The following is a 21992-nucleotide window of genomic DNA, read 5'->3' as shown; positions in this document are numbered from 1 at the left end:
ACTTTAGCACGCTAATCGGCACTGTCATCCGCCGGCGTCCCGGTAGCAGCCTATGGAGCTCTGGATCGTCACCCATCCAGTTCCGGGTAGTGACGAAAAACTCCCCCTTCATTGAAGTCGAGGCGGCGATCCGAAGTCAGATAGGCCGCGAGCCGATCGCGCTGGCTGACACGATCGACCAGTGCCGTCACTTCCGGCAGCTCCGGCTCCAGTCGCTCCATGGCGCGGGGGAAGGCGTAGCGCAGCCCGGTTACCACCTGGAATAGCGACAGGTCCACGTAGCTGTGGGTCGTACCCACCAGGTAGGCCTCGTTGCCCGCGTTGACGGCCAGCACCCGTTCGAAATAATTGAGGAACTTGGGCAGCCGCTCCTGGACGAAGATCGCGCCGCGTCGCTTCGCTTCCGCCTGCTGATCCTCGTAGTAGAGCGAGGCACCGAGCGGGTGGTGCGTGTCGTGAATTTCGGCGACGAAATCCGTCAGCGTCAGCTGCAACCCGTTGGCCCACACACGACTTCCCTCGTCCTCCGGTATCAGACCTAACCGGGGGCCGAGAAATTGCAGAATATTGGCAACGTGGGAGACCACGAATTCGTCGGCCTTGAGTATCGGCGGCGCGAAATGCGGTTGGCCGATGTCCCCCCCGTGAAGAAATTCGCTGACTGCGCCGGCACCGCCACCGTTGCTCTCCGACGTTTTACCGATATCGGTATACTCGGCCCCGGCATCCTCGAGCGCCAGACGGACGAATTCACCGCGGCCGGGAATGCCTGGCCAGTAATAAAGTTCGTATTGCATCGCTCTCTCCCTGGTTGAATGAGACTCGTCCTGGAGACTCCCTGCTTGCTGTTCCTTGCAATGGTTGCTACTCGTTTCAGCGTAGCAGTTCAGTCGGGAGTGGCGATGAGTCCGCCCGGGATCGACGCGTTGCCGCTTTTGTGAGCCTAGCGGTCGTCAAAAAGCCGAACCGGCCATGGCCGGTTCGGCTCGATCCATTCTGCGTGAAGCGTGGGTCACCGATGCTCAATCACCGACATGCCACGGCCTGACGCAGCGTGCTCTTCACCCACAACCGCTGATCATCCGGCGTTCTACCCTGATCATTCCACTGCTGCGTGGTCTGGACGCAGAACGAACCGAGATTCTCCACCGCCGGCGCGGCCGCTTCCGGGCGCTCTCCGCCAATACGCAGAACATCGGTGTTGTTCGACTGGTAATTGGGCGCAAAAGTGTTGGAGGCGCAGCCGGCCATCGCCACGACCAAACCAGATACCATCAGCATACGGCGCAATGCCATCGTGAATAAGTCCTCGAAAAGCGCCTGACACCGCTCACGAACGTGGCCGGTCGCACTGGCGCAACACCGGCACGATTGCCGGCAGCGGCTAGATATCACCGCTTCGATGGGGCGTCAACGCCTTTTCGCGTCAGGCCGGCCGCGTCGTCCTGACGACCTCGACAGGTGTCAGAACAACCCCAGTTGTTGATCGGTCAATCTGGCGAAGTCATCGCCCACGAACGGCAGAATGCCGTCGGCGACAGGTGCCAGCTGGCGGCTTACGTAGTGCTGGTAATCGATCGCCGAGCGCCGATTTTCCAGCGGCTCGGGACCGGCGACGGTCATCACGTAGCGAATCCAGCCACCGTTCTGGTACTGCAGCGGGCGTTTCATCTGTCGATTGAAGTCGTCGGCCAGTCGCGCGGCGCGAACGTGGGGCGGCACGTTGCGCTGGTAATCGTCGAGCTTGCGGCGCAATCGCTTGCGGTAAACCAGATCGTCGTCATGCGCACCCGCCAGCGTATCCCGGACGGTCTCGCACACGTAGTCGCGATAGGCTTCACCCGCAAAAATCCGGCGATAAAGCTCGCGCTGGAACTGCTGCGCCAGCGGCGACCAGTCGGCCCGTACGGATTCCAGCCCCTTGAATACCAGCCGTTCGCTGCCGTCCTCGCCTCGCACCAGCCCCGCATAGCGCTTCTTGCTACCCTCCTCCGCGCCGCGAATGGTCGGCATCAGAAAGCGGGCGAAATGCGTTTCGAACTGCAACTCCAGCGCGCTTTCCAGATCGAACGTCTCGCGCAGATGCCGGCGCCACCAGTCATTGACGAGCGCCACCAGCCGCTGCCCGATCGCATTCGCTGCCTCGGCCTCGTGCGCCCCGCCCAACCACACGAAAGTCGAGTCGGTATCACCGTAGATAACGGTATAACCTTCGGCTTCGATCAATTCGCGGGTGCGGCGCATGATCTCGTGACCGCGCATGGTGATCGACGAAGCCAGGCGGGGATCGAAAAAGCGGCAACCCCGCGAGCCAAGCACGCCGTAGAATGCGTTCATGATGATCTTCAGCGCCTGGGCCAGTGGCGCGTTGCCTTCCCGCTTGGCGGCTTCGCGCCCCTTCCAGACCTGCTCGACGATCGCCGGCAATGCATGGGCCGTGCGAGAGAACCTCGCTCCCAGGAAACCCGGCACGGCGTGCGCGTCGTCCGGCTGACGCAACCCCTCGACCAGGCCCACCGGGTCGATCAGGAACGAACGAATGATCGACGGATACAGACTCTTGAAATCGAGCACCAGCACCGAGTCGTAGAGCCCCGGACGGGAGTCCATGACATAGCCGCCGGGGCTGTCCTCGCCGTCGCGACTGCCCAGCGTCGGGGCGACGAACCCGAGCCGATGCATGCGTGGCAGGTAGAGATGGGAGAAGGCCGCCACCGAGCCGCCGCTGCGATCCGCGGCCAGGCCCGTCACGCTCGCCCGCTCGAGCAGGAAGTCCATGATCCGGGCATGATCGAAGATCCGCGTGACCAGCTCGCAATCCTTCAGGTTGTAGCGCGCCAGCGCCGGCTTGTCTTCGGCGAACATGCGGTTGATGTCCGCCATGCGCTGGTAGGGGTTGTCGATCGCCTTGCCCTCGCCGAGCAGCGTCTGCGCCACATTTTCCAGACTGAAAGACGAGAAGCGCCAGGTCGCGGAGCGCAGCGCCTCGATGCCATCGATGGCCAGTCGCCCGGGAATGGTGACGAAATGGTGGCTGGACGAGGTGCCGGAACTGCGGCCATGGGCACGCCACTCTATCGCCGCGCCGCCTCGGCCCAGCGTCAGCGGTACGTTCAAGCGCTCGGCGTGACGCTGCAACTGACGCAGATCGAACTGGATCACGCTCCAGCCGATGATCGCATCCGGGTCGAAACGAGCGAACCAGGCGTTGAGCGCCTGCAGCAGCTCGGCGCGAGAGTCACAGTAGACCAGCTCGAAGTCGCGCTCGCGATCCGCCTTGCCGCCCTCTCCCGCCGGCGGCCCCAGCATGTAGACGATCCGCTGACCGCAGCCGTGCAGACCGATCGAATAGAGTTCGCCGCGCTCGCTGGTCTCGATATCCAGCGAGCAGAGCTTCAGCGCCGGGCGATAGTCCGGCGCCGGTTTCAGCTGTGCGTCCAGGATCGTGCCATCGATTCCCTCGCGGCCGCTGACGGTGACCGGCGCGGTAATGAAACGCTCCATCAGGTAGCGCTCCGGCGGCCGGACATCGGCCTCGAACACGTCGATACCCGCCTCGCCGAGACGCCGTTCCAGATTCATCAGCTGACGATGGTACCGACAGTACAGCCCCGACACCGGCCGCTGATCGAAGTCCTTCAGCTCCAGCTCACGCAGTTCGACATCGCGTTCGGCGCGGATCAGGCGCTCGACGGCCTCGCGCTGATCTGTCGGAAAGAAAGCCACCGAAACCTGAGGCGGCAAGTGCGCCAGCCGCGGCCCATCGTCGGTAGCCAGCCACAGCGAGACATCCGTACCGGCCGGCGTGTCCTGCCAGTGACGGGTCAAGATGAAGCCCTGCCTTTCGACGAAATTCCTTTCCACGGAAGTCTCTTGCACGATAGTGGACACTCATCCCGCTCGTTTCAGAAAGTGAGCACCCAGGGCAGTACGTACCCGAGGTAGATCGGGATCAACAAGGGCGCGGCCAGGGTGGTAATCAAAACCGCGATGGCTCCTTTCTCGGGGCGAATCTCCAGTTCCATGGCAATGACCACCACGTTGGCGGCCATCGGTACCGCGCCGATCAGCAGAAACGCCAGCACCAGCGAATCCGAAATGCCCACGCTCGCTCGCAGTAGAATCACCATCAGCAGCGTCGCCAGCGGCCAGACGACGAAACGCACCAGCACGCAGCCGGCCACGAAACGGCCATCGAACGCTCGCCACGTGACCCGCCCCAGCGTCATGCCGATGATCATCATGCCCAGTACGGTGAAGCAGTACTTGAAGTAGTCGAGCCCCTCTGCGGCGACCTCGGGAACGTGCCAATCGAGTGCGCTGATCAGCATGCCGGCCAGGAACGCGTAGATCAGCGGCAACTTCGCCAGTCTGACGAGGCTCTCCCTGACCGAAAAACGTCCGCGGGCACTGACGTAGAAGCCGACCGTGAATTCATACAGCGAGATGCCCAACATGCAGAAGAGATAGAGGGTCACGCCTTCCGGCGGCAGCAGCACCAGCGCGATCGGAAAGCCGAAATAACCGGTATTGCCCGTGCCCGCCGAAAAGGCAAGTAGCGCCCGTTCCTGATCACCGAAGAAATGTGCGGCCAGGGCATTGACGGCCAGACAGAGCAGCGCCGCCAGCAGCAGCACGCTCCCCGTCAACAAAAGCTTGTCGGGGGTCGGATGCCCCTGGGTGAGGCCGTTGAAGAAGGTCAGCGGAGAGATGATGTAGACGAGCAATGTCGCGATCGGCCGCGGATCGATCTTGAGATGCCGCGATGCGACCCAGCCCAGAGCCACGAAGAACAGCAGCATCCATAGTGACTGCGAAAGATCGACATCGGCCATCTCGGGCTCCTAAAGCGACAGGTTGTAGTGATTTGGGCGCTAACTGTAACACCCGAACACGGTACTAGCCGGTATTCTACAAACCCCGACAACTTGACTTCCGTACCTATCAGGGGAATAGCTCCGTATCTTCGTCGACCAGCTTCCCCGCCACGAAACGCAGACGATAGCGAGCCCCATGGACACTCTTGTAAATCCAGCGCTCGACCGTGACGGCGCCCTCGATGACATGACCACCGCGCCGCTGCGGTAGTTCGACCACTCGAGAGTCGGGCGGGCCGCATTTTCTTAGCACCTGCTCAGGTGAATCGCCATTGGCGGTGAGCCCATTTTCGCAACGCATTGCATTAGCGGGGTTTGCCACACTCACAAGAAGCAGCGTCCCTATCAATACCCTATGGCTTCTTCGAGCCAACATGCGCATTTCAGTACCTCCCTTGGATAAAATCCCCGTACCGATGATGCGCTTATCCTGGCTTACGCGGACACATCAGCGCGAATCCAGCCCAGCGATGCTACAATCGTCGACCAAGTTTTATCGTCGACCCAGTGTCGAACGTTTTCAGCCTATCCATCCCGTGGGGCCATCGATACTGCGCCACCTCGGGTTCCGTTACGGGAATGTTCCAGTCGCCATGTCGAACAACGCCTCGCTTTCGCGCCAGATCCTCGTCACCAGCGCTCTGCCTTATGCCAACGGCTCGATCCACCTGGGTCACCTGCTGGAGTATATCCAGACCGATATCTGGGTGCGCTTCCAGAAAAGTCGCGGCCACGAATGTCATTACGTCTGCGCCGACGACGCCCACGGCACCGCGATCATGCTGCGTGCCGAGCAGGAAGGCATTACGTCGGAGCAGTTGATTGCCAAGGTCAGCGAAGAGCATCAGGCGGATTTCGCCCGGTTCGGCGTCGCGTTCGACAATTACCATTCGACCCATTCGGAAGAGAACCGAATCCACAGCGAGCGGATCTACACCGCGCTGCGCGATGCCGGCCATATCAGCACCCGCGACATCGAGCAGATGTACGATCCGGTCAAGGGATTGTTCCTGGCCGACCGCTTCATCAAGGGCACCTGCCCCAAGTGCGGCAGCGAGGATCAGTACGGCGACAACTGCGAAGCGTGCGGCGGAACCTACACGCCGGCGGAACTGATCAACCCGGTCTCGGCGATCAGCGGCGCCACGCCGGAAGTGCGGACTTCGACCCACTACTTCTTCAAGCTGCCCAATTTTGAGGATTTTCTCAAACAGTGGACACGCTCGGGCCGCGTGCAGCCGCAGATCGCCAACAAGCTGCAGGAGTGGTTCGAGGCCGGTCTCAACGAGTGGGACATCTCCCGCGATGCGCCCTACTTCGGCTTCGAGATTCCCGACGCGCCGGGCAAGTACTTCTATGTCTGGCTGGACGCGCCGATCGGCTATCTGGCGAGCTTCCAGAACCTGTGCGACCGCGAAGGCCTCGATTTCGACAGCTACTGGAAGGCGGACTCCGACGCCGAGGTCTACCACTTCATCGGCAAGGACATCGTCTACTTCCACGCGCTGTTCTGGCCGGCGATGCTCGAAGGCGCCAACATGCGCACGCCGACCGGCGTCAACTGCCACGGCTTCGTCACCGTCAACGGCGCCAAGATGTCCAAGTCCCGCGGTACTTTCATCAAGGCCCAGACCTACGCCGAGTATCTCAACCCGGAGTATCTGCGCTACTACTTCGCCGCCAAGCTGACCTCGCGCGTCGACGACCTCGATCTCAACCTCGAGGACTTCGCCGCCCGCGTAAATTCGGACCTGGTCGGCAAGGTGGTCAACATCGCCAGCCGCTGTGCAGGCTTCATCAAGAAGCTCGCCGACGGCCAGCTTTCCGCGACCTGCACCGAGCCGGAACTGGTCGCCAGATTCATCCACGCCGGTGACGAGATCGCGGCGGACTTCGAGGCGCGCGAGTTCGGCCGCGCCATGCGCAAGGTGATGGAACTCGCCGACGAAGCCAACACCTATATCGCCGACAAGGCACCGTGGGTGCTGGCGAAGGAAGGCGGTCGCGAGCAGGAAGTGATCGACATCTGCTCGGTGGGCATCAACCTGTTCCGCACCCTGATGGTCTACCTGCAGCCGGTGGTGCCGGCCATGGCCGAGCAGGCGCGCGTCTTCCTGCAGGTCGACAGCCTCGATTGGGAGAGCCGTCAGCACGTGCTGGAAGGCCACGTCATCGGCAAGTTCAAGCCGCTGATGACCCGTGTCGAGAGCGACCGGATCGCATCGATGATCGAGGCCTCCAAGGAAGTGCTCGAGGAAGAGAAGAAACTGACCGGCAAGGCGCCCGCCGCCGACGACCAGCAGAAAACGCCGCTGGCCGATGATCCCATCAGCGACGAGATCGCCTTCGACGATTTCATCAAGATCGATCTGCGAATCGCCCGGATCGACCAGGCCGAGTACGTCGAGGGTTCCAACAAGCTGCTCAAGCTGACGCTCGATCTCGGCGGCGAGACGCGCACCGTCTTTTCCGGCATTCGCAAGGCCTACGCCCCCGAGGCACTCGAGGGCCGGCTCACGGTGATGGTCGCCAACCTGGCGCCGCGCAAGATGCGCTTCGGTGTCTCGGAAGGCATGGTGCTGGCCGCGGGCGACGAAGGCGGGATCTATCTGATGTCGCCGGATAGCGGCGCCAAGCCCGGCCAGCGAGTCACCTGATTACGCTCTGTCTGAAAAATGCCTGCGCTCGCCCATACGGCGTTAAAAATTGACTCAAAATGCTCATTTACACCTCGTAAACTCCGCTTTTTCGTCAATTTTGCCTAGTCTGGCCATCGCTCGCCGATTCTTCAGACAGAGCTTGGCCGGCAGCGCCAGACTCGATGAACGCGCGGCTCCGGTCGCGCGTTCTGCTTGGGCCTGATGGCAGGCCTCGATCTCGAAGCGCCCGTGGCAAACGTCTATAATGCCGCGCTGTCCCTGCCAGGGGGCGGCCGTTCGTCCCGCTTTTCGGAAATCTCATGACAGTCGCCATCACCGTTGAACGCATCGATGCCGAATTGCCGCAGACTCAATGCGGCAAGTGCGGGCACGACGGCTGTCGCCCCTACGCGGAGGCGATCGTCGAGGGAGAGGCGATCAACCGCTGCCCGCCCGGTGGCGAGACGACTCGTGATCGACTGGCAACGCTCACCGGCCAACCCCCGCTCGAACTGATCGAGCCGCCCCAGACGCCGCTTATGGCGGTGATTCGCGAAGCCGAATGCATCGGCTGTACCAAGTGCATTCAGGCCTGCCCGGTGGATGCCATTCTCGGCGCGGCCAAGCAGATGCACACGGTGATCGAATCCGAGTGCACCGGTTGCGAACTCTGCGTGGCGCCCTGCCCGGTCGACTGCATCGATCTCATCGAGCATCCCCAGTGGGCAGATGCCCGAAACGACGCCGAGCAGCAGCGATATCTCGACTGGCGTGCCGAAAACGGCCGCCAGCGCTTTGTCGCACGCAACGCCCGCCTGGCACGCAAGGCCGAGGAGAAGCGCCGCAAGCAGCGGGAACGCCGCGCCGCCGCGGCTCGCGCCAGCACGACATCCGACGAGGCAGCGCCAAAAGAACACCACCAGCCCATCCCCATCGACACCACGGCGCTGAAAGCGCAGCGGGCGACACTGACGGCGCGTCGGAAACGCCTACACCGGCAGCTGGATAAAGCTGACGACGCGCAGCGCCCTGCGCTTCTCGAACGCCTGGCGGGCTTCGACCACCAGCTCGAAGCCGTCGATCGCCAGCTCGACTCGGCATCGTCGTCAACTCCCCCCCGTGATCATCAGCATATTGCCGTGGCCGCGGCCGAAGAGGCCAAGCGCAAGGCACGTCAGGAACTGGCCCATTTCCAACGCCAGGGCGATCAGGATGGCGTCGCTCAGGCGCAAGACAAGATACTTGCGGCGGAGCGGCTGCTCGCTTTTGCCAACGGCGCGCCGGCCGATCGAATCGAGGCTGGGCACTCCATGACCAATCCGCCCGCCGATAGCAGCGGCGACGATGACGGGACGACCTCATGAACGCGACCAAACGTGAACAGATTTTCGCTCGCCTCAAGGCTGACAACCCTACGCCGACCACCGAGTTGAACTGGTCGACGCCTTTCGAGCTATTGGCAGCGGTACTGCTATCGGCGCAGGCAACGGATGTGGGCGTCAACAAGGCGACGGCAAAGCTGTTTCCGGTGGCCAATACGCCGCGAGCGATCATCGATCTCGGCATCGATGGCCTGAAGACGCACATCAAGACCATCGGCCTGTATAACACCAAGGCCGACAATCTGATGAAGACCTGTCATATCCTGGATGGGCAGTACGACGGCGATATCCCGCGAACGCGGGAAGAACTGGAAGCGCTCCCGGGCGTCGGTCGCAAGACCGCCAACGTGATCCTGAACACGGCCTTCGGCGAGCTCACCATGGCGGTCGACACGCATATCTTTCGCGTCGCCAATCGCACCCGAATCGCCAAGGGCAAGAACGTGCTGGAGGTGGAACGCCAGCTACTACGCCACGTGCCCCGGGCCTATCTCAAGGACGCCCACCACTGGCTGATTCTGCACGGCCGCTACACCTGTCTGGCACGCAAGCCGCGCTGCGGCAGCTGCGTGATCGAGGACCTGTGCGAGTATCCGGACAAGATCGATATCAGCTGACCCGGAACCGACAATCGGCGAGTCACGATCAGGCGTACGCGGGCATTCTCTGGGTCCCAGGGTTCAGGGGCCCAGAGTTCAGGGGCCGAGAGTTCAGGGATTCAGGGTTCAGGGACTCAACGTTCAGGGGCTTAGGACTCAGGGGCTGGATTCCGGTTCCTGACCACCGTGGTCATCGGCGCCATTCTCCGACGGCACGGCGTCTTCCCCGCTGGATTCCGGCGCCGCGGGTGCAGTTTCCGGCAGACGGCTTCCTTCAGAGTTGTCCAACGCGTCGTCACCCGCTGGCGATGACATCTCCTGCGCGCCATTGGCACTCATTTCGGTCGCCCCCTCGCGACTGTAGACCACCTTGCGCGTGCCCCCGTCGCAGCTCCCGACCACCTCGGCACCGGCGAAAGCCTCGCCTTCGCTGACGACGTCGCCTTCCACCTGGGCGTTGTCGACGATCTCGAGCAGGAAGTGCCGCGCGCCATTGTCTCGGATCGTGCGATCGATTTCCGCTTTCAGACGCTCGCAGGCCAGTCGGGTTTGCGGCTGTTGATCGAACGGAGAAGTTGCCGACTGTGCCTGCGCCCAGCTCAGCGACGAGACCAGACCGGCAGCACTCAGACCCGCGACTACTGCGGCTTTCCAGGTAGAGAATGGCATCGCTAATTCCTCAGCTCGTTGAACGCGACATCACCAGACGTGCTGGCCATTCGCGTATTAGTGATCTCGAACGCCATGTTGCCGTATCGACTGGACATAGTGCCCGGTATCGGGACGCTTCATAGCTGAAATTCACCACCTTTTTCGATCGCCCGCTGATAGGCCGGGCGCTCGCGCATGTTCTGCAGCACTTTCTGGATCTGGGGATAGTCGGAAAGGTCGGTACGGCTCTCTGCCGCCAGCAGCGGGAAACTCATCTGAATATCCGCCGCCGTGAACTGGTCCCCGGCGAACCAGGCGTGTTGACGGAGTTCACTCTCCCAGTAGTCACAGTGCAGGCGAAGCTGCGGATCGAGGAATTTCTGACGAACCCCATTGGCCAGCAACTTGCCGATCGGACGAATGATCGCCGGGACCGGCGGCTTGCCCAGTTTCGAGAACACCAGCCGCATCACCAGCAACGGCATCGCCGAGCCCTCGGCATAGTGAAGCCAATGGGTGTAGCGCAAGCGCTCCGGCGTGCCGGCTTGCGGTACCAGCGACTCGCCGTGATAACGATCGACGAGATACTCGATGATCGCGCCGGACTCGGCCACCGTATGAGCCTCGTCGGTGATCACCGGCGCCTTGCCCAACGGATGGACTTTCTTCAGCTCGGGGGGCGCCAGCATGGTGACGGGATCACGCCGGTAGGTCTTTATCCGATACTCGACGCCCAGCTCTTCCAGCAGCCACAGAATACGCTGCGAGCGCGAGTTTTCGAGATGGTGAACCGTGATCATGAGCGGGCTTCCTTGCCGGATAGTCGAAGGTTTCGACCTGGATAGGTCGATAGAGCTCTCGGGTTCAGTTAACAATAGAGAGCGATCGACAAAGTCGCCAATCGCAAAAACGGCGCCGTAAAGGCGCCGTGGATAAGATCAGCCGAGCGTCGTCAATGCTCCTGCTCGAACATCTCGTCGCCGATGTCATCGATGTAACGCTGGCTCTTGGCGACCGTCAACTCGACGCAGGCATCTTCGCCGGGGACGACATCGGAGCGCTCGAACCGGCGCTCCAGCGTCTCGCCACCTTCGACCGGTTTGCGAATCCAGCCGCTGACCCGATGCTGGCCGCCGACGTCCTGCGGATCCGGGATGATCAAAAATCCCTTGTACTCGATCGCCTCCCGCTCTTTCTTAGGCGCGGCGGGCTTGGCATCGCCACTGCCCAATAGTCCGGAAAACAGTTTCTTGAACATGTGTTGCTCCCGATATGCCTGCGACATGAGCCGTGGCATCGATGGTTGGCCGTGGCGTCGAGCGACTTTAGCTGGCCGAACGGCCCTTGCCCGCGGCGATCCGCAGACGCAGCGCATTGAGCTTGATGAAGCCTTCGGCGTCTTTCTGATCGTAGGCGCCGGCGTCATCCTCGAACGTCGCGATCGACTCGTCGAACAGCGACTGTTCGGATTGGCGCCCCACCACGATGGCATTGCCCTTGTAGAGCTTCAGGCGTACCACACCGTTGACGAATTCCTGGGTTTCATCGATCGCCGCCTGCAGCATGCGGCGCTCCGGGCTCCACCAGTAGCCGTTGTAGATGACCTTGGCGTACTTGGGCATCAGCTCGTCCTTGAGATGCGCTGCTTCGCGGTCGAGCGTCAGCGATTCGATCGCCCGGTGCGCGCGCAGCAGGATGGTGCCGCCCGGTGTCTCGTAGCAACCACGGGACTTCATGCCGACATAGCGGTTCTCGACGATGTCGAGACGGCCGATGCCGTTGTCGCCGCCCACCTTATTCAGCTTCGCCAGAACCTCGTGAGGCTTGAGCGGCTCGCCGTCGATCGCCACGACATCGCCTTTCTCGTAGGTCAGCTCGATGTAGGTTGGCTGGTCCGGCGCCGCTTCCGGCGAGACGCTCCAGCGCCACATGTCTTCCTCGGCTTCGGCCCAAGGGTCTTCGAGAATGCCGCCCTCGTAGGAGATATGCAGCAGGTTAGCATCCATCGAGTATGGGGATTTCTTCTTGCTCTTGGAGAAATCGACCGGGATGTCATGCTCTTCGCAGTACGCCATCAGCTTCTCGCGAGACGTCAGATCCCATTCACGCCACGGCGCGATGACCTTGACGCCCGGCTTCAGAGCGTAGGCGCCCAGCTCGAAGCGCACCTGATCGTTGCCCTTGCCGGTGGCGCCGTGGGAGATCGCATCGGCACCGGTCTCGTTGGCGATCTCGATCAGCCGCTTGGCGATCAGCGGGCGCGCGATCGACGTGCCGAGCAGGTACTCGCCCTCGTAGATCGTATTGGCGCGGAACATCGGGTAGACGTAGTCGCGGACGAACTCTTCCCGCAGATCCTCGATGTAGATTTCCTTGACGCCGAGCGCCTGCGCCTTGGATCGGGCCGGCTCGACTTCTTCGCCCTGGCCGATATCGGCCGTGAAGGTGACCACTTCGCAGTCGTAGGTTTCCTGCAGCCACTTCACGATCACGGAAGTGTCGAGGCCGCCGGAATAGGCGAGGACGACCTTCTTGATATCGGACATGCGACAGCTCCTTCGAGTTTCGTTGGACAAGGTTTCGGTGGCATACGGCGGTCGGCGACCGAACAAACGATGGATTATAACGCCCCGGGCCTGCCGCGAACACCAACCGCCGGGACGCCAATGGCCGAAACTGCTAGACTCTACGCGGTTTAATCACCGCGATTTCGTCATCACGTCATCGTCATTACGTCAAGGGAACGGGAGTCATTGCATGTCGGACGCCAGCATGAGGGAGCTGATGGCGCAGCGTTTTCGCGGGTATCTCCCGGTGGTGGTAGACATCGAAACCGGCGGATTCAATTCAGCCACGGACGCCATGCTGGAGATCGCCGCCGTGCCGCTGACGATGGACGAGCAAGGCAATCTGCTGCCGATGGACACTATCGCTTTCCATGTCGAGCCCTTCGAGGGTGCCAACGTCGAGCAGTCCGCCCTGGACTTCACGGGAATCGATCTCTCCAGCGCCTTCCGCCAGCAAATTGCGGTCAGCGAACGTGAAGCCCTGGACGGCATCTTCAAACCGATTCGCAAGACCATAAAATCCCACGACTGCACGCGAGCCATCCTGGTCGGCCACAACGCCTCCTTCGACCAGGGGTTCCTGAACGCCGCGATCCAGCGCTGCAACATCAAGCGCAATCCGTTTCACCCGTTTTCCAGCTTCGACACCGCCACCCTTTCGGCGCTGGCGTACGGCCAGACGGTTCTGGCACGCGCCTGCCAGGCCGCCGGTATCGATTTCGACAACTCCTCGGCCCACTCGGCGAGCTACGATACCGAACGCACTGCAGAACTCTTCTGCGCCATCATCAATCGCTTCAAGGATCTCGGCGGCTGGAATCTGGCGATGAAGGAACAGGGTCTCGACGAGCTCTGAATTCCGAAACGACTGTATTTAGAAACGACTGAATTTCGAAACGACTGCATTTCGAAACAAAAAACGCCCCGTGCGATGACGGGGCGTCTCGGAAACGAAACTCGAACGGACGGCTCAGCTGTCGCTGGGAGAAGCCTCGGCCGATTTTGCGGCAGCCGCCTTGACCATCGGCTCCAGTTCACCGTTCTGATACATCTCGACGATGATGTCGCAGCCGCCTACCAGCTCACCGTCGACCCACAGTTGCGGGAACGTCGGCCAGCTGGCGTACTTCGGCAGCTCGGTACGAATATCCGGATTATCCAGAATGTTGACGAAGGCGAACTTCTCGCCGCAGGCCATCAGCGCCTGTACCGCCTGAGCAGAGAAGCCGCACTGCGGCAGCTGGGGCGAGCCTTTCATATACAGCAGGATCGCGTTGTCGTTGATCTGCTGCTTGATCGCTTCGATGGTATCGCTCATGGGACGTCCTATAGCGGGAAGAGAGGGCCGATGCCGACTCTTCGCGTGTACGCGAGTGTGAATGACCGTACTCCCATTCTACTGATGACACCGACTGAAAACACCCCTGCCGCCGATTCAGGCTCGCGCCGGGCCATTGCGCCGCCCGCAGCCTCTCGTTAGGATAATTGGCTTTCGCGCGGATCGGCCACGACCGCAGAAACGCAACATCGGCCGATCACGGCGCCGTCTCGCCAGACACCTTTGCAGGCGTCTGGTAAGCGGCGCTTTTTTCATTGTTTCCGAGTCGCCTACCGTGGATAGCCCGCCATTGCGGTCGACGATCTCGATTTCGCCGTGCGGCGCGCCTCGATATTGCCGCATGCCTTGTAGCCAATGTCTCAACGTCAAGCCACGACAGGAAGCCGCCCATGAGCGCACGCCATTTTCTGACCCTGCTGGATCTCTCCGCCGACGAGCTGGCCTACCTGATCCAGCGCGGGATCACGATCAAGAATCGACTGAAGGCCGACGGTCCGACCTACACGCCGTTCAGCAATCGCACCTTGGCGATGATCTTCGAGAAATCGTCCACCCGGACTCGCGTGTCGTTCGAGACCGCCATGGCGCAGTTCGGCGGTCATGCGCTGTTTCTGTCGTCACGCGACACTCAGCTCGGCCGCGGCGAACCGATTGGCGACACCGCTCGGGTGCTCTCGGAAATGGTCGATGCGGTGATGATCCGGACTTTCTCCCACGCCGGACTCGAGCAATTCGCCGCCGCCAGTTCAGTGCCGGTAATCAACGCGCTGACCGACGATTACCATCCCTGCCAGCTGCTGGCCGATGTCATGACCTGGACCGAGTGTCGTGGGCCCGTCAAGGGCAAGACCGCGGTGTGGATCGGTGATGGCAACAACATGTGCCACTCCTGGATCAACGCCGCGCGCCAGTTCGATTTCCAGCTGCGCATCTGCTGCCCGGAAGGCTACGAGCCGCGCCAGGACATCCTCGACGCTGCAGGCCAGAATGCTGTCATCGTCCGCGACCCGAGCGACGCCGTTCGCGGCGCCGACCTGATCACGACCGATGTGTGGGCCTCGATGGGTCAGGAAGAGGAACAGGCCAAGCGCGAGCGCGATTTCGCCGGTTTTCAGGTCACCGAAGCACTGCTCGACCAGGCCTTGAGCGAGGCGATCTTCCTGCACTGCCTGCCGGCCCATCGCGGCGAAGAGATCAGCACCACGCTACTCGACGATCCCCGCGCGGTGATCTGGCAGGAAGCGGGCAACCGGCTTCACGCTCAGAAAGCGCTGATCGAATTTCTGCTGCTGGGCCAGGTCGACTGATCTGTCGATAGAAAGACGCCGCGATCCATCTCGAGGATCGCGGCGCCAGTTTCCGCTCGCTCGATCGCTACCCTTCTCGCGACTCCGCCGGCTGCGGGAGACGGCATCGCGCCCGGTATCCCATCGCCATTTTCAGCGTCACGATGAATAACGCCAGTACTCCTGCCGCGACCAGTGCCTGGCCGACGTTACCGGTCAGCGCGGACTGCCCCAGCACCACGAAAGCCACAGCGTAAGGGCCGGTGGTCAACAGGGCAACGCTCAGGTAGATCGACAGCGGGACGCCGGCAATCCCCAGCGCGTAGTGCTTGAGAAACATCGGGACGCCGGGAACGAGCTTGATCAGGAATGTGACGCGCCAGGCATCCTGGCGAGCATCATCCAGTCCTGCCAGCGCCGGGAAACGCCGTTCGATGGAGGCACGCAGAACCGGCCGCAGTTGGCCGCTGGCGATCGCATAGCAGAGCAGCAGGTTGAGCAGCGTCGCCGTCGCCGAGAACATCAGCCCGGTCGGCACGCCGAAGCGCAATCCGGCGAGAATGTAGAAAGGCGTCATCGGGATACCCAGCGCCGGCAAGCCCGCCATGGCAATCAGCAATGCCAGTGGGTGCAGCGCCTCGAGCGCTTCCCGCGAGACGCCGCTCCAGGCAATGAGAACCGCAACGAGCGACGCGAGGGCGAGAATCACGGCCCGTCGCCTCACGCGAGCTCGCCCGGGCACCAGGTCGGTATTGGCAGGAAATCGATCGGAGGCAGTCTGTCGCATGCCCCCGATCTAAACCGATCATCGTGACCGGGTGATGACAACCCGGCCGAGCCGCTACCTACTCCAGATTATCGAGCCCTTTCTCGGCCATCGCCACGGCGCGGAACAGCGCGCGACGCTTGTTGAGCGTCTCGTTCCATTCGTCGTCGGGGTTGGAGTCGGCCACGATCCCGCCGCCCGCCTGCACGTGGAGCTCGCCATCCTTCAGCACGGCGGTACGAATGGCGATCGCCATGTCCATGTTGCCGTGCCAGGAAAGATACCCGACCGCCCCGGAATAGACGCCGCGCTTGACTGGTTCGAGTTCGTCGATGATCTCCATCGCCCGGATCTTGGGCGCGCCCGAAAGCGTACCCGCCGGGAAAGTTGCTCGCAGCACGTCCATCGCCGACATGCCGTCGCTGAGCTTGCCGGTGACGTTGGAGACGATGTGCATGACGTGGGAATAGCGCTCGATCGCCATCTTGTCGGTCAATTCGACGGTTCCGACCTGGCTGATGCGGCCGATATCGTTGCGTCCCAGGTCGATCAGCATCAGGTGCTCGGCAATCTCCTTGGGATCGGCCAGCAGCTCCTCTTCCAGTGCCTTGTCCTGTTCCGGCGTGGCGCCGCGCGGCCGCGTGCCCGCAATGGGGCGCACGGTCACTTCGCCATCTTCCAGCCGGGTCAGAATTTCCGGCGAGGAACCGATCACATGATGATCGTCGAGATTCAGGAAAAACATGTAGGGAGACGGGTTGAGACTGCGCAGCGCACGGTAGAGATCCAGCGGCGGCGCCTGATAAGGGATCGACATGCGCTGGGACGGCACGCACTGCATCACATCGCCCGCCAGCACGTACTCCTTGATCCTGGCGACCGCGTCCTTGTAACCCTGCTCGCTGAAACTGGCGTGAAAATCGTCTTCGGCGACGTCAGCACGCCCCGTTCCCGGGCTCAGCGTATTGACAGTGGCACTGCGGAGCTTCAGTTCCAGCGTCTCGAGACGCTCGACGGCGTTGGCGTAGGCGTGTGGCGTCTCCGGGTCGGCATGCGTCCACAGCTGAAGACGACCCGAGAGATTATCGAAGACGACCAGATCGTCGCACACCATCAGCAGAATATCCGGCACCCCGATGGGGTCTGGCTTTTCGGCGGCAAGCGAGGTGCGCAGCTTGGGCTCTATGTAGCGGATGGTGTCGTAGCCGAAATAACCGACCAGGCCGCCATCGAAGCGCGGCTGATCGTCGAGCTGGGGCACCTTGAAACGTGACTGGAACCGCTCGATCCACGCCAACGGATCCTCGACCTCGCTGGCGCCGTGCTGTTCTCCGTCGACGATATGTCGAACGGTAAAGCCACGAACCTCGATGCGCTCCCGGCTGGGCAGACCGATGATCGAGTAACGGCCCCACTTCTCTCCGCCCTGCACCGACTCGAGCAGAAAGGTCCAGGGCGCGTCGGCCAGTTTGAGATAGGTGGAAAGCGGCGTATCCAGATCGGCCAGCACCTCTCGGGTGACCGGAATACGGTTGTAGCCGGCTTGTGCCAGCTCGGCAAAGCGATCAGGGGTCATCATGGGACCGGGCTCCAGCAGTGAAAATCAGCAATCGGCAATCGAGGGAATCGGCTGACAGTCACCATCGCCAACACGTGACGTGGCGAATCGACGCGCTGGGGCTGAAAAGACGTTGGGTATCCGGTCGCATGTCAAAGCTCGGTCGAAGGAGAAACGGGAAAACACCGGGGAGGTACACAAAACCGGCGCCACATCTGCCGTGGCGCCGATTCGGAAACCCTAAACGAGTTCCCGGAGCGATTCAACTACGCCATCCGGGCGGCTGGAGGCCACCGGCTCGCCGTGGTTGTACCCATAGGGCACGGCCAGCGTGCGAAAGCCCGCGCGCCTCCCCGCCTCCACGTCATGGCGCGAATCCCCCACCATCAGACACTGCGCGGGATCGACCCCGTACTGCCTCACCAGATGCAGTAACGGCGCCGGATGCGGCTTTTGCTGCGGCAGCGAATCCCCACCCAGCGTGGTACGAAAATAGCGGCGCAAATCCAGCGCTTCGAGAATCGGGTCGATGAACGCCGCCGGCTTGTTGGTGATCAGGGTAACGATGAACCCGCCCGCCTCGAGGGCATCCAGCGCCTCTCGCACGCCGGGATACACGCGGGTCTGCTCGCAGGGCGCCGCGTGATAATGGCGCAGAAAGTGATCGTGACTCGCTTCGATCAGTGACGCATCTGGCGCCTCGCCCACGACACTGGCCAGCGCGCGCTCGACCAGCTTGCGGGATCCATTGCCGACCCAATCGCGAACCCTGGCCTCGCCCACCGGCTCGAAGCCCTGCTCGACGAGCATGCCATCCACTGCCGCAGCCAGATCAGGGACGGAGTCGATCAGCGTTCCGTCGAGGTCGAATGCCACCAGGCGAATATCGTGAAGCAGCGGATGCATGAGAGCTCCCTTGTGAGAACGGGCCGGAAGATAGGCGTGCGGGCACCAGCTTACCCAAGACGGCGTAAGTTTACGCAACCCACGGATGCCAAGCGGCACTGATCGGCGTATCCTTTGGCCTATCTTTCGTCGAATCGACGGGTGCCGTTTTCCGTGAATGCGCAGTCTCACAGTCCGATATCGTCATCACTCGGCTCTTGCTGTGCCTACTTTTCGCCGGTTACCGGCTTTGCGGACATTCAACGCGACTTCCCGATTCGACAATGCTCGTTTTCCTCGAATGTTCTGGTTTCTTTCCTTTCCGATTTTCCGTCTGGAGCTTCCCATGACCACACCACGTATCGTCGTGGTCGGTGGCGGTGCGGGTGGACTCGAGCTGGCGACCCGTCTGGGTCGCAAGCTCGGCAAGTCCCGGCGTGCCGATATCGTCCTCGTAGATCGCAATCCGACCCACATCTGGAAACCGCTGCTGCACGAGATCGCGACCGGCACGCTCGACTCCGGACTCGATGAAGTTTCCTACCAGGGCCACTCGAAGAGTCACGGCTATCGCTTCCAGCGCGGCACGCTGAGTGCCATCGATCGCGACAACCGGACCCTCACGCTAGAGGCGATTCACGATCACGAAGACGTGGTCGTGCTGCCGGCCCGCCAGCTTGAATATGACTATCTGGTCCTGTCGGTGGGCAGCGTCTCCAACGACTTCGGTACCCCCGGCGTTGCCAGGCACTGCCACTTCATCGACAGCCCGCAGCAGGCGGAGAGCTTTCGCCGCAACATGCTCAATACCTTCCTGCGCTACAGCGACCCCGAGCGCAGGACGCACCCCAAGCTGACCGTGGGACTGGTCGGTGCGGGCGCCACCGGTGTCGAGCTGGCAGCCGAACTCTTCGGCGCATCGCGCATGCTGCACAGCTACGGCTTCACCGCGATGGATAGCGGCAAGCTCGAGGTTCACCTGATCGAGGCGGCGCCACGCATTCTGCCGGCGCTGCCCGAGCGGATCAGCCGCGCCGTTCACGGCGAACTCGAACGTCTGGGGGTCAAGATTCACGTCGATACCCGAGTCACCGAGGCCAACGCCAACGGCTTCATCACCGCCGATGGCGAGCCGCTGGAAACGGATCTCAGCGTCTGGGCCGCCGGCATCCGCGCGCCCGAATTCCTGTCGAACCTGGGTCTCGCCACCGAGCGCAATCACCAGATCAAGGTCAGCCAGACGCTGCAGAGTCTGGACGACGAGCGGATCTTCTCCTTCGGCGACTGCGCCTCCTGCCCTCAGCCCGACGACAAGCGCGTTCCCCCGCGCGCTCAGGCCGCCCACCAACAGGCGACCCACTGCTATCACAATCTGCGCGCGGCGATGGACGGCAAACCGCTCAAGCCCTTCGTCTACCGGGATCGGGGCTCGTTGATCTCGCTGGCCCATTTCGAGGCGGTCGGTAGCCTCATGCGTGGCGCGTCGGCGCGCAGCCTGTTCATCGAGGGCCGGCTTGCCAAGTTGTTCTACGCTTCTCTCTATCGCATGCATCAGATGGCGATTCACGGCATCTTCAAGACCGGCATGACCGTCATCGTCGATGGCCTCAACCGCTACATCCGCCCGAAAATGAAATTGCACTGATGCGTTGACCCCGAATTCGATACACCAGCGGAGAGACAACATGGATCGTTTCTACAATGCCCCCGGCGATGTCGTCGACGACATTCTCTATGCCGCGGCAGCGACTGCCCCGCTGCGCGTCGCCGAGCCGGATAGCGGCTTGCGCATTCTGGTTCGCAGCGACTGGGACAAGCACGCTCAAGGGCGGCGCCAGGTCGCGGTTCTCTCCGGCGGCGGCGCGGGTCACGAACCCGCTCACGCAGGATATATCGGCGAAGGCATGCTGACCGGCGCAATCTCCGGGAGTCTGTTCGCATCGCCCAGCGTCGAGGCCGTGCTGGCCGCGATTCGTGAAGTCTGTGGCGATGCCGGCTGCCTGCTGGTGGTCAAGAACTACACCGGCGACCGGCTCAACTTCGGGCTCGCTGCCGAGCGCGCCAGGAGTGAAGGGTTGAACGTCGCGATGGTCATCGTCGCCGACGACGTGGCCATCGAGAACGCCCCGCAGCCCCGAGGCATCGCCGGTACCGTGCTGGTGCACAAGCTGAGCGGTTATCTCGCCAGCCAGGCAACGCCGCTCGACACCATCCGCGAACGCGCTGGAGCGCTGTGCCGCCAAATGGCATCGCTGGGCATGGCGCTGAGCGCCGCGGCACAGCCAGGTCAGGACGCCGCCGCGCGCTCCCCGGAGCTGGGGCTAGGGATTCACAACGAGACCGGCACGCGAGAGGTCGATCCGAAAAGCGCCGACGACGCCATGACCCTGGTTCTGGACCCGTTGCACAACGCGCTTGCCGATCGTCAGCTCGCCGGGCCCTGGATCGCGATGCTCAACGACCTCGGCAGTTGCTCCACCCAGGAGATGGGCGTACTCGCTGCCAGCCTGCTGCGTCAACTTGGCATCGATCAGGTAGCGCACTTGATTGGCCCGGCGCCGCTGATGACCTCGCTGGATATGCACGGTTTCTCGCTCACGCTGCTGCCGGCAGATGACGACATCGTCACCGCGCTATCGGCGCCGACGAGCGCTCCCGGCTGGCCCGGATTACGGGCCATCCAGACGCCTGCGCATTTTTCGCCGGATACCCGTCAGGATCATGAAGCGCTGGTCGAGGATGCCCCGCAGGACGCCACCACTGCCGCCGCCCTCCAACGGATCATCGACGCCCTGCGCCAGTCGCGTAAGGAACTCGACGCGCTGGATGCCAAAAGTGGCGATGGCGATGCTGGCGCCAGCATGCAGAGCGGCGCCGACGCGATCGCCAGGGCACTGCAGGCCGGGCGCCTGAATACCGCCGCACTGCCTCAGCTATTCGCCGGCATCGGCCAGCTGCTGGCGCGGGACATGGGCGGCTCCAGCGGCGTGCTGCTGTCGATCCTGTTCACTACGGCTGGCTCGTCACTGGATCGGCGCGGCGAACTCGCCAACGCGCTGGCCGCGGGTGTCGAAAAGATGCAGGCCTACGGTGGTGCCGGACTCGGCGACCGCACCATGCTCGACGCCCTGATTCCCGCCATCGAATCGTTGCAACGGGGTGAATCGCTCACCCAGGCCGCGCAGGCCGCCCGCGACGGCGCCCAGGCCACCGCCGCGCTGACCCGCGCCAATGCCGGACGCTCCGCCTACGTGCCGGAAAGCGCGCTCAAGGGTATCGTCGATCCCGGCGCTGAAGCCGTGGCAAGAGTGTTCGAGGCATTGGCGAGAGAGCAATAGCGGCTTGGAGCCCAGCATGACGAAATCTTGAATGTCACGAACTCAGCTTCGGGTCGGCGTGCAAGGGCATCCCTGCCCAGGCACGCCTCTTGCGACATCCATATC

General features: G+C 62.5%; 20 protein-coding genes. 7 read left to right on the top strand and 13 right to left on the bottom strand.

The features are described 5' to 3' along the window. Positions 1-68 precede the first annotated feature (68 nt). The 5 genes from ACUN9V_RS09870 to ACUN9V_RS09850 form a co-directional block, all read right to left on the bottom strand. Positions 69-797 (bottom strand): glutathione S-transferase, encoded by a 729-nt coding sequence (locus ACUN9V_RS09870; RefSeq protein ID WP_445511269.1) that lies wholly within the window; start codon positions 795-797, stop codon positions 69-71. A gap of 229 nt (positions 798-1026) precedes the next feature. After that, positions 1027-1296 carry a hypothetical protein gene (locus tag ACUN9V_RS09865; RefSeq protein WP_110691654.1) on the bottom strand — a complete coding sequence of 90 codons (270 nt, stop codon included), beginning with the start codon at positions 1294-1296 and terminating at the stop codon, positions 1027-1029. A gap of 168 nt (positions 1297-1464) precedes the next feature. Next, positions 1465-3864: a DNA polymerase II gene (locus ACUN9V_RS09860; protein ID WP_445511268.1), complete on the bottom strand. Its 2400-nt coding sequence runs from the start codon at positions 3862-3864 to the stop codon at positions 1465-1467. A gap of 41 nt (positions 3865-3905) precedes the next feature. Beyond that, entirely contained in the window at positions 3906-4835 is a 930-nt protein-coding gene (locus ACUN9V_RS09855; RefSeq protein WP_445511267.1) for an AEC family transporter, read from the bottom strand. Between the two features lie 109 nt (positions 4836-4944). Beyond that, complete coding sequence (locus ACUN9V_RS09850) at positions 4945-5178, bottom strand: DUF2845 domain-containing protein (RefSeq protein WP_247643204.1); 234 nt, start codon at positions 5176-5178, stop codon at positions 4945-4947. A 292-nt stretch (positions 5179-5470) separates the two neighbouring features. On the opposite strand from ACUN9V_RS09850, the gene metG reads away from it, so the two are divergent. The 3 genes from metG to nth all read left to right on the top strand — a co-directional run bounded on the left by metG (position 5471) and on the right by nth (position 9515). Continuing rightward, on the top strand, positions 5471-7534 hold the full coding sequence (metG, locus tag ACUN9V_RS09845) for a methionine--tRNA ligase (protein ID WP_445511266.1): 2064 nt from the start codon (positions 5471-5473) through the stop codon (positions 7532-7534). 302 nt (positions 7535-7836) lie between these two features. After that, positions 7837-8880, top strand: coding sequence for an RnfABCDGE type electron transport complex subunit B (locus tag ACUN9V_RS09840; RefSeq protein ID WP_445511265.1), 1044 nt, complete (start codon positions 7837-7839; stop codon positions 8878-8880). After that, positions 8877-9515 carry an endonuclease III gene (gene nth, locus ACUN9V_RS09835; RefSeq protein ID WP_445511264.1) on the top strand — a complete coding sequence of 213 codons (639 nt, stop codon included), beginning with the start codon at positions 8877-8879 and terminating at the stop codon, positions 9513-9515. The genes ACUN9V_RS09840 and nth overlap by 4 nt, the downstream gene beginning before the upstream one ends. 138 nt (positions 9516-9653) lie before the next feature. Here the strand turns inward: nth and ACUN9V_RS09830 are convergent, their stop codons facing one another. The 4 genes from ACUN9V_RS09830 to ACUN9V_RS09815 all read right to left on the bottom strand — a co-directional run bounded on the left by ACUN9V_RS09830 (position 9654) and on the right by ACUN9V_RS09815 (position 12694). Beyond that, the gene (locus ACUN9V_RS09830) at positions 9654-10166 is read right to left on the bottom strand and encodes a DUF1161 domain-containing protein (RefSeq protein WP_445511263.1); all 513 of its coding nucleotides are present in this window, start codon (positions 10164-10166) and stop codon (positions 9654-9656) included. Between the two features lie 119 nt (positions 10167-10285). After that, positions 10286-10948 carry a glutathione S-transferase family protein gene (locus ACUN9V_RS09825; RefSeq protein ID WP_110691647.1) on the bottom strand — a complete coding sequence of 221 codons (663 nt, stop codon included), beginning with the start codon at positions 10946-10948 and terminating at the stop codon, positions 10286-10288. Between the two features lie 152 nt (positions 10949-11100). Then, entirely contained in the window at positions 11101-11406 is a 306-nt protein-coding gene (locus tag ACUN9V_RS09820) for an HlyU family transcriptional regulator (RefSeq protein WP_439286611.1), read from the bottom strand. 67 nt (positions 11407-11473) lie between these two features. After that, a complete protein-coding gene (locus tag ACUN9V_RS09815; RefSeq protein WP_075561980.1) occupies positions 11474-12694 on the bottom strand; it encodes an argininosuccinate synthase in 1221 nt (406 codons plus the stop codon). A gap of 211 nt (positions 12695-12905) precedes the next feature. Here ACUN9V_RS09815 and rnt point away from each other — a divergent pair, with 211 nt between their 5' ends. Further along, positions 12906-13571: a ribonuclease T gene (gene rnt, locus ACUN9V_RS09810; protein ID WP_075561979.1), complete on the top strand. Its 666-nt coding sequence runs from the start codon at positions 12906-12908 to the stop codon at positions 13569-13571. Between the two features lie 114 nt (positions 13572-13685). Here the strand turns inward: rnt and grxD are convergent, their stop codons facing one another. Beyond that, positions 13686-14033: a Grx4 family monothiol glutaredoxin gene (grxD, locus tag ACUN9V_RS09805; RefSeq protein ID WP_075561978.1), complete on the bottom strand. Its 348-nt coding sequence runs from the start codon at positions 14031-14033 to the stop codon at positions 13686-13688. Positions 14034-14443: 410 nt separating this feature from the next. Between grxD and argF the strand changes: the two genes are divergently transcribed. Next, a complete protein-coding gene (gene argF, locus ACUN9V_RS09800; protein ID WP_445511262.1) occupies positions 14444-15361 on the top strand; it encodes an ornithine carbamoyltransferase in 918 nt (305 codons plus the stop codon). 67 nt (positions 15362-15428) lie between these two features. On the opposite strand, the gene ACUN9V_RS09795 is transcribed toward argF, so the two are convergent. The 3 genes from ACUN9V_RS09795 to ACUN9V_RS09785 form a co-directional block, all read right to left on the bottom strand. After that, a complete protein-coding gene (locus ACUN9V_RS09795; protein ID WP_445511261.1) occupies positions 15429-16049 on the bottom strand; it encodes a TVP38/TMEM64 family protein in 621 nt (206 codons plus the stop codon). A gap of 136 nt (positions 16050-16185) precedes the next feature. Beyond that, positions 16186-17682, bottom strand: coding sequence for an anthranilate synthase component I (gene trpE / locus ACUN9V_RS09790; RefSeq protein ID WP_075562099.1), 1497 nt, complete (start codon positions 17680-17682; stop codon positions 16186-16188). Positions 17683-17904: 222 nt separating this feature from the next. Next, positions 17905-18570, bottom strand: coding sequence for a phosphoglycolate phosphatase (locus ACUN9V_RS09785; RefSeq protein WP_445511260.1), 666 nt, complete (start codon positions 18568-18570; stop codon positions 17905-17907). A gap of 325 nt (positions 18571-18895) precedes the next feature. Between ACUN9V_RS09785 and ACUN9V_RS09780 the strand changes: the two genes are divergently transcribed. Further along, positions 18896-20194, top strand: a complete 1299-nt coding sequence (locus ACUN9V_RS09780; protein WP_075571124.1) for an NAD(P)/FAD-dependent oxidoreductase — start codon at positions 18896-18898, stop codon at positions 20192-20194. A 40-nt stretch (positions 20195-20234) separates the two neighbouring features. Then, positions 20235-21887 carry a dihydroxyacetone kinase subunit DhaK gene (locus ACUN9V_RS09775; protein ID WP_445511259.1) on the top strand — a complete coding sequence of 551 codons (1653 nt, stop codon included), beginning with the start codon at positions 20235-20237 and terminating at the stop codon, positions 21885-21887. The last annotated feature ends 105 nt before the right edge of the window (positions 21888-21992 follow it).

Source organism: Salinicola sp. V024 (assembly GCF_052645315.1).
The sequence above is the reverse complement of the archived record's forward strand: the minus strand, read 5'-3'. Positions and strand labels throughout refer to the sequence as shown.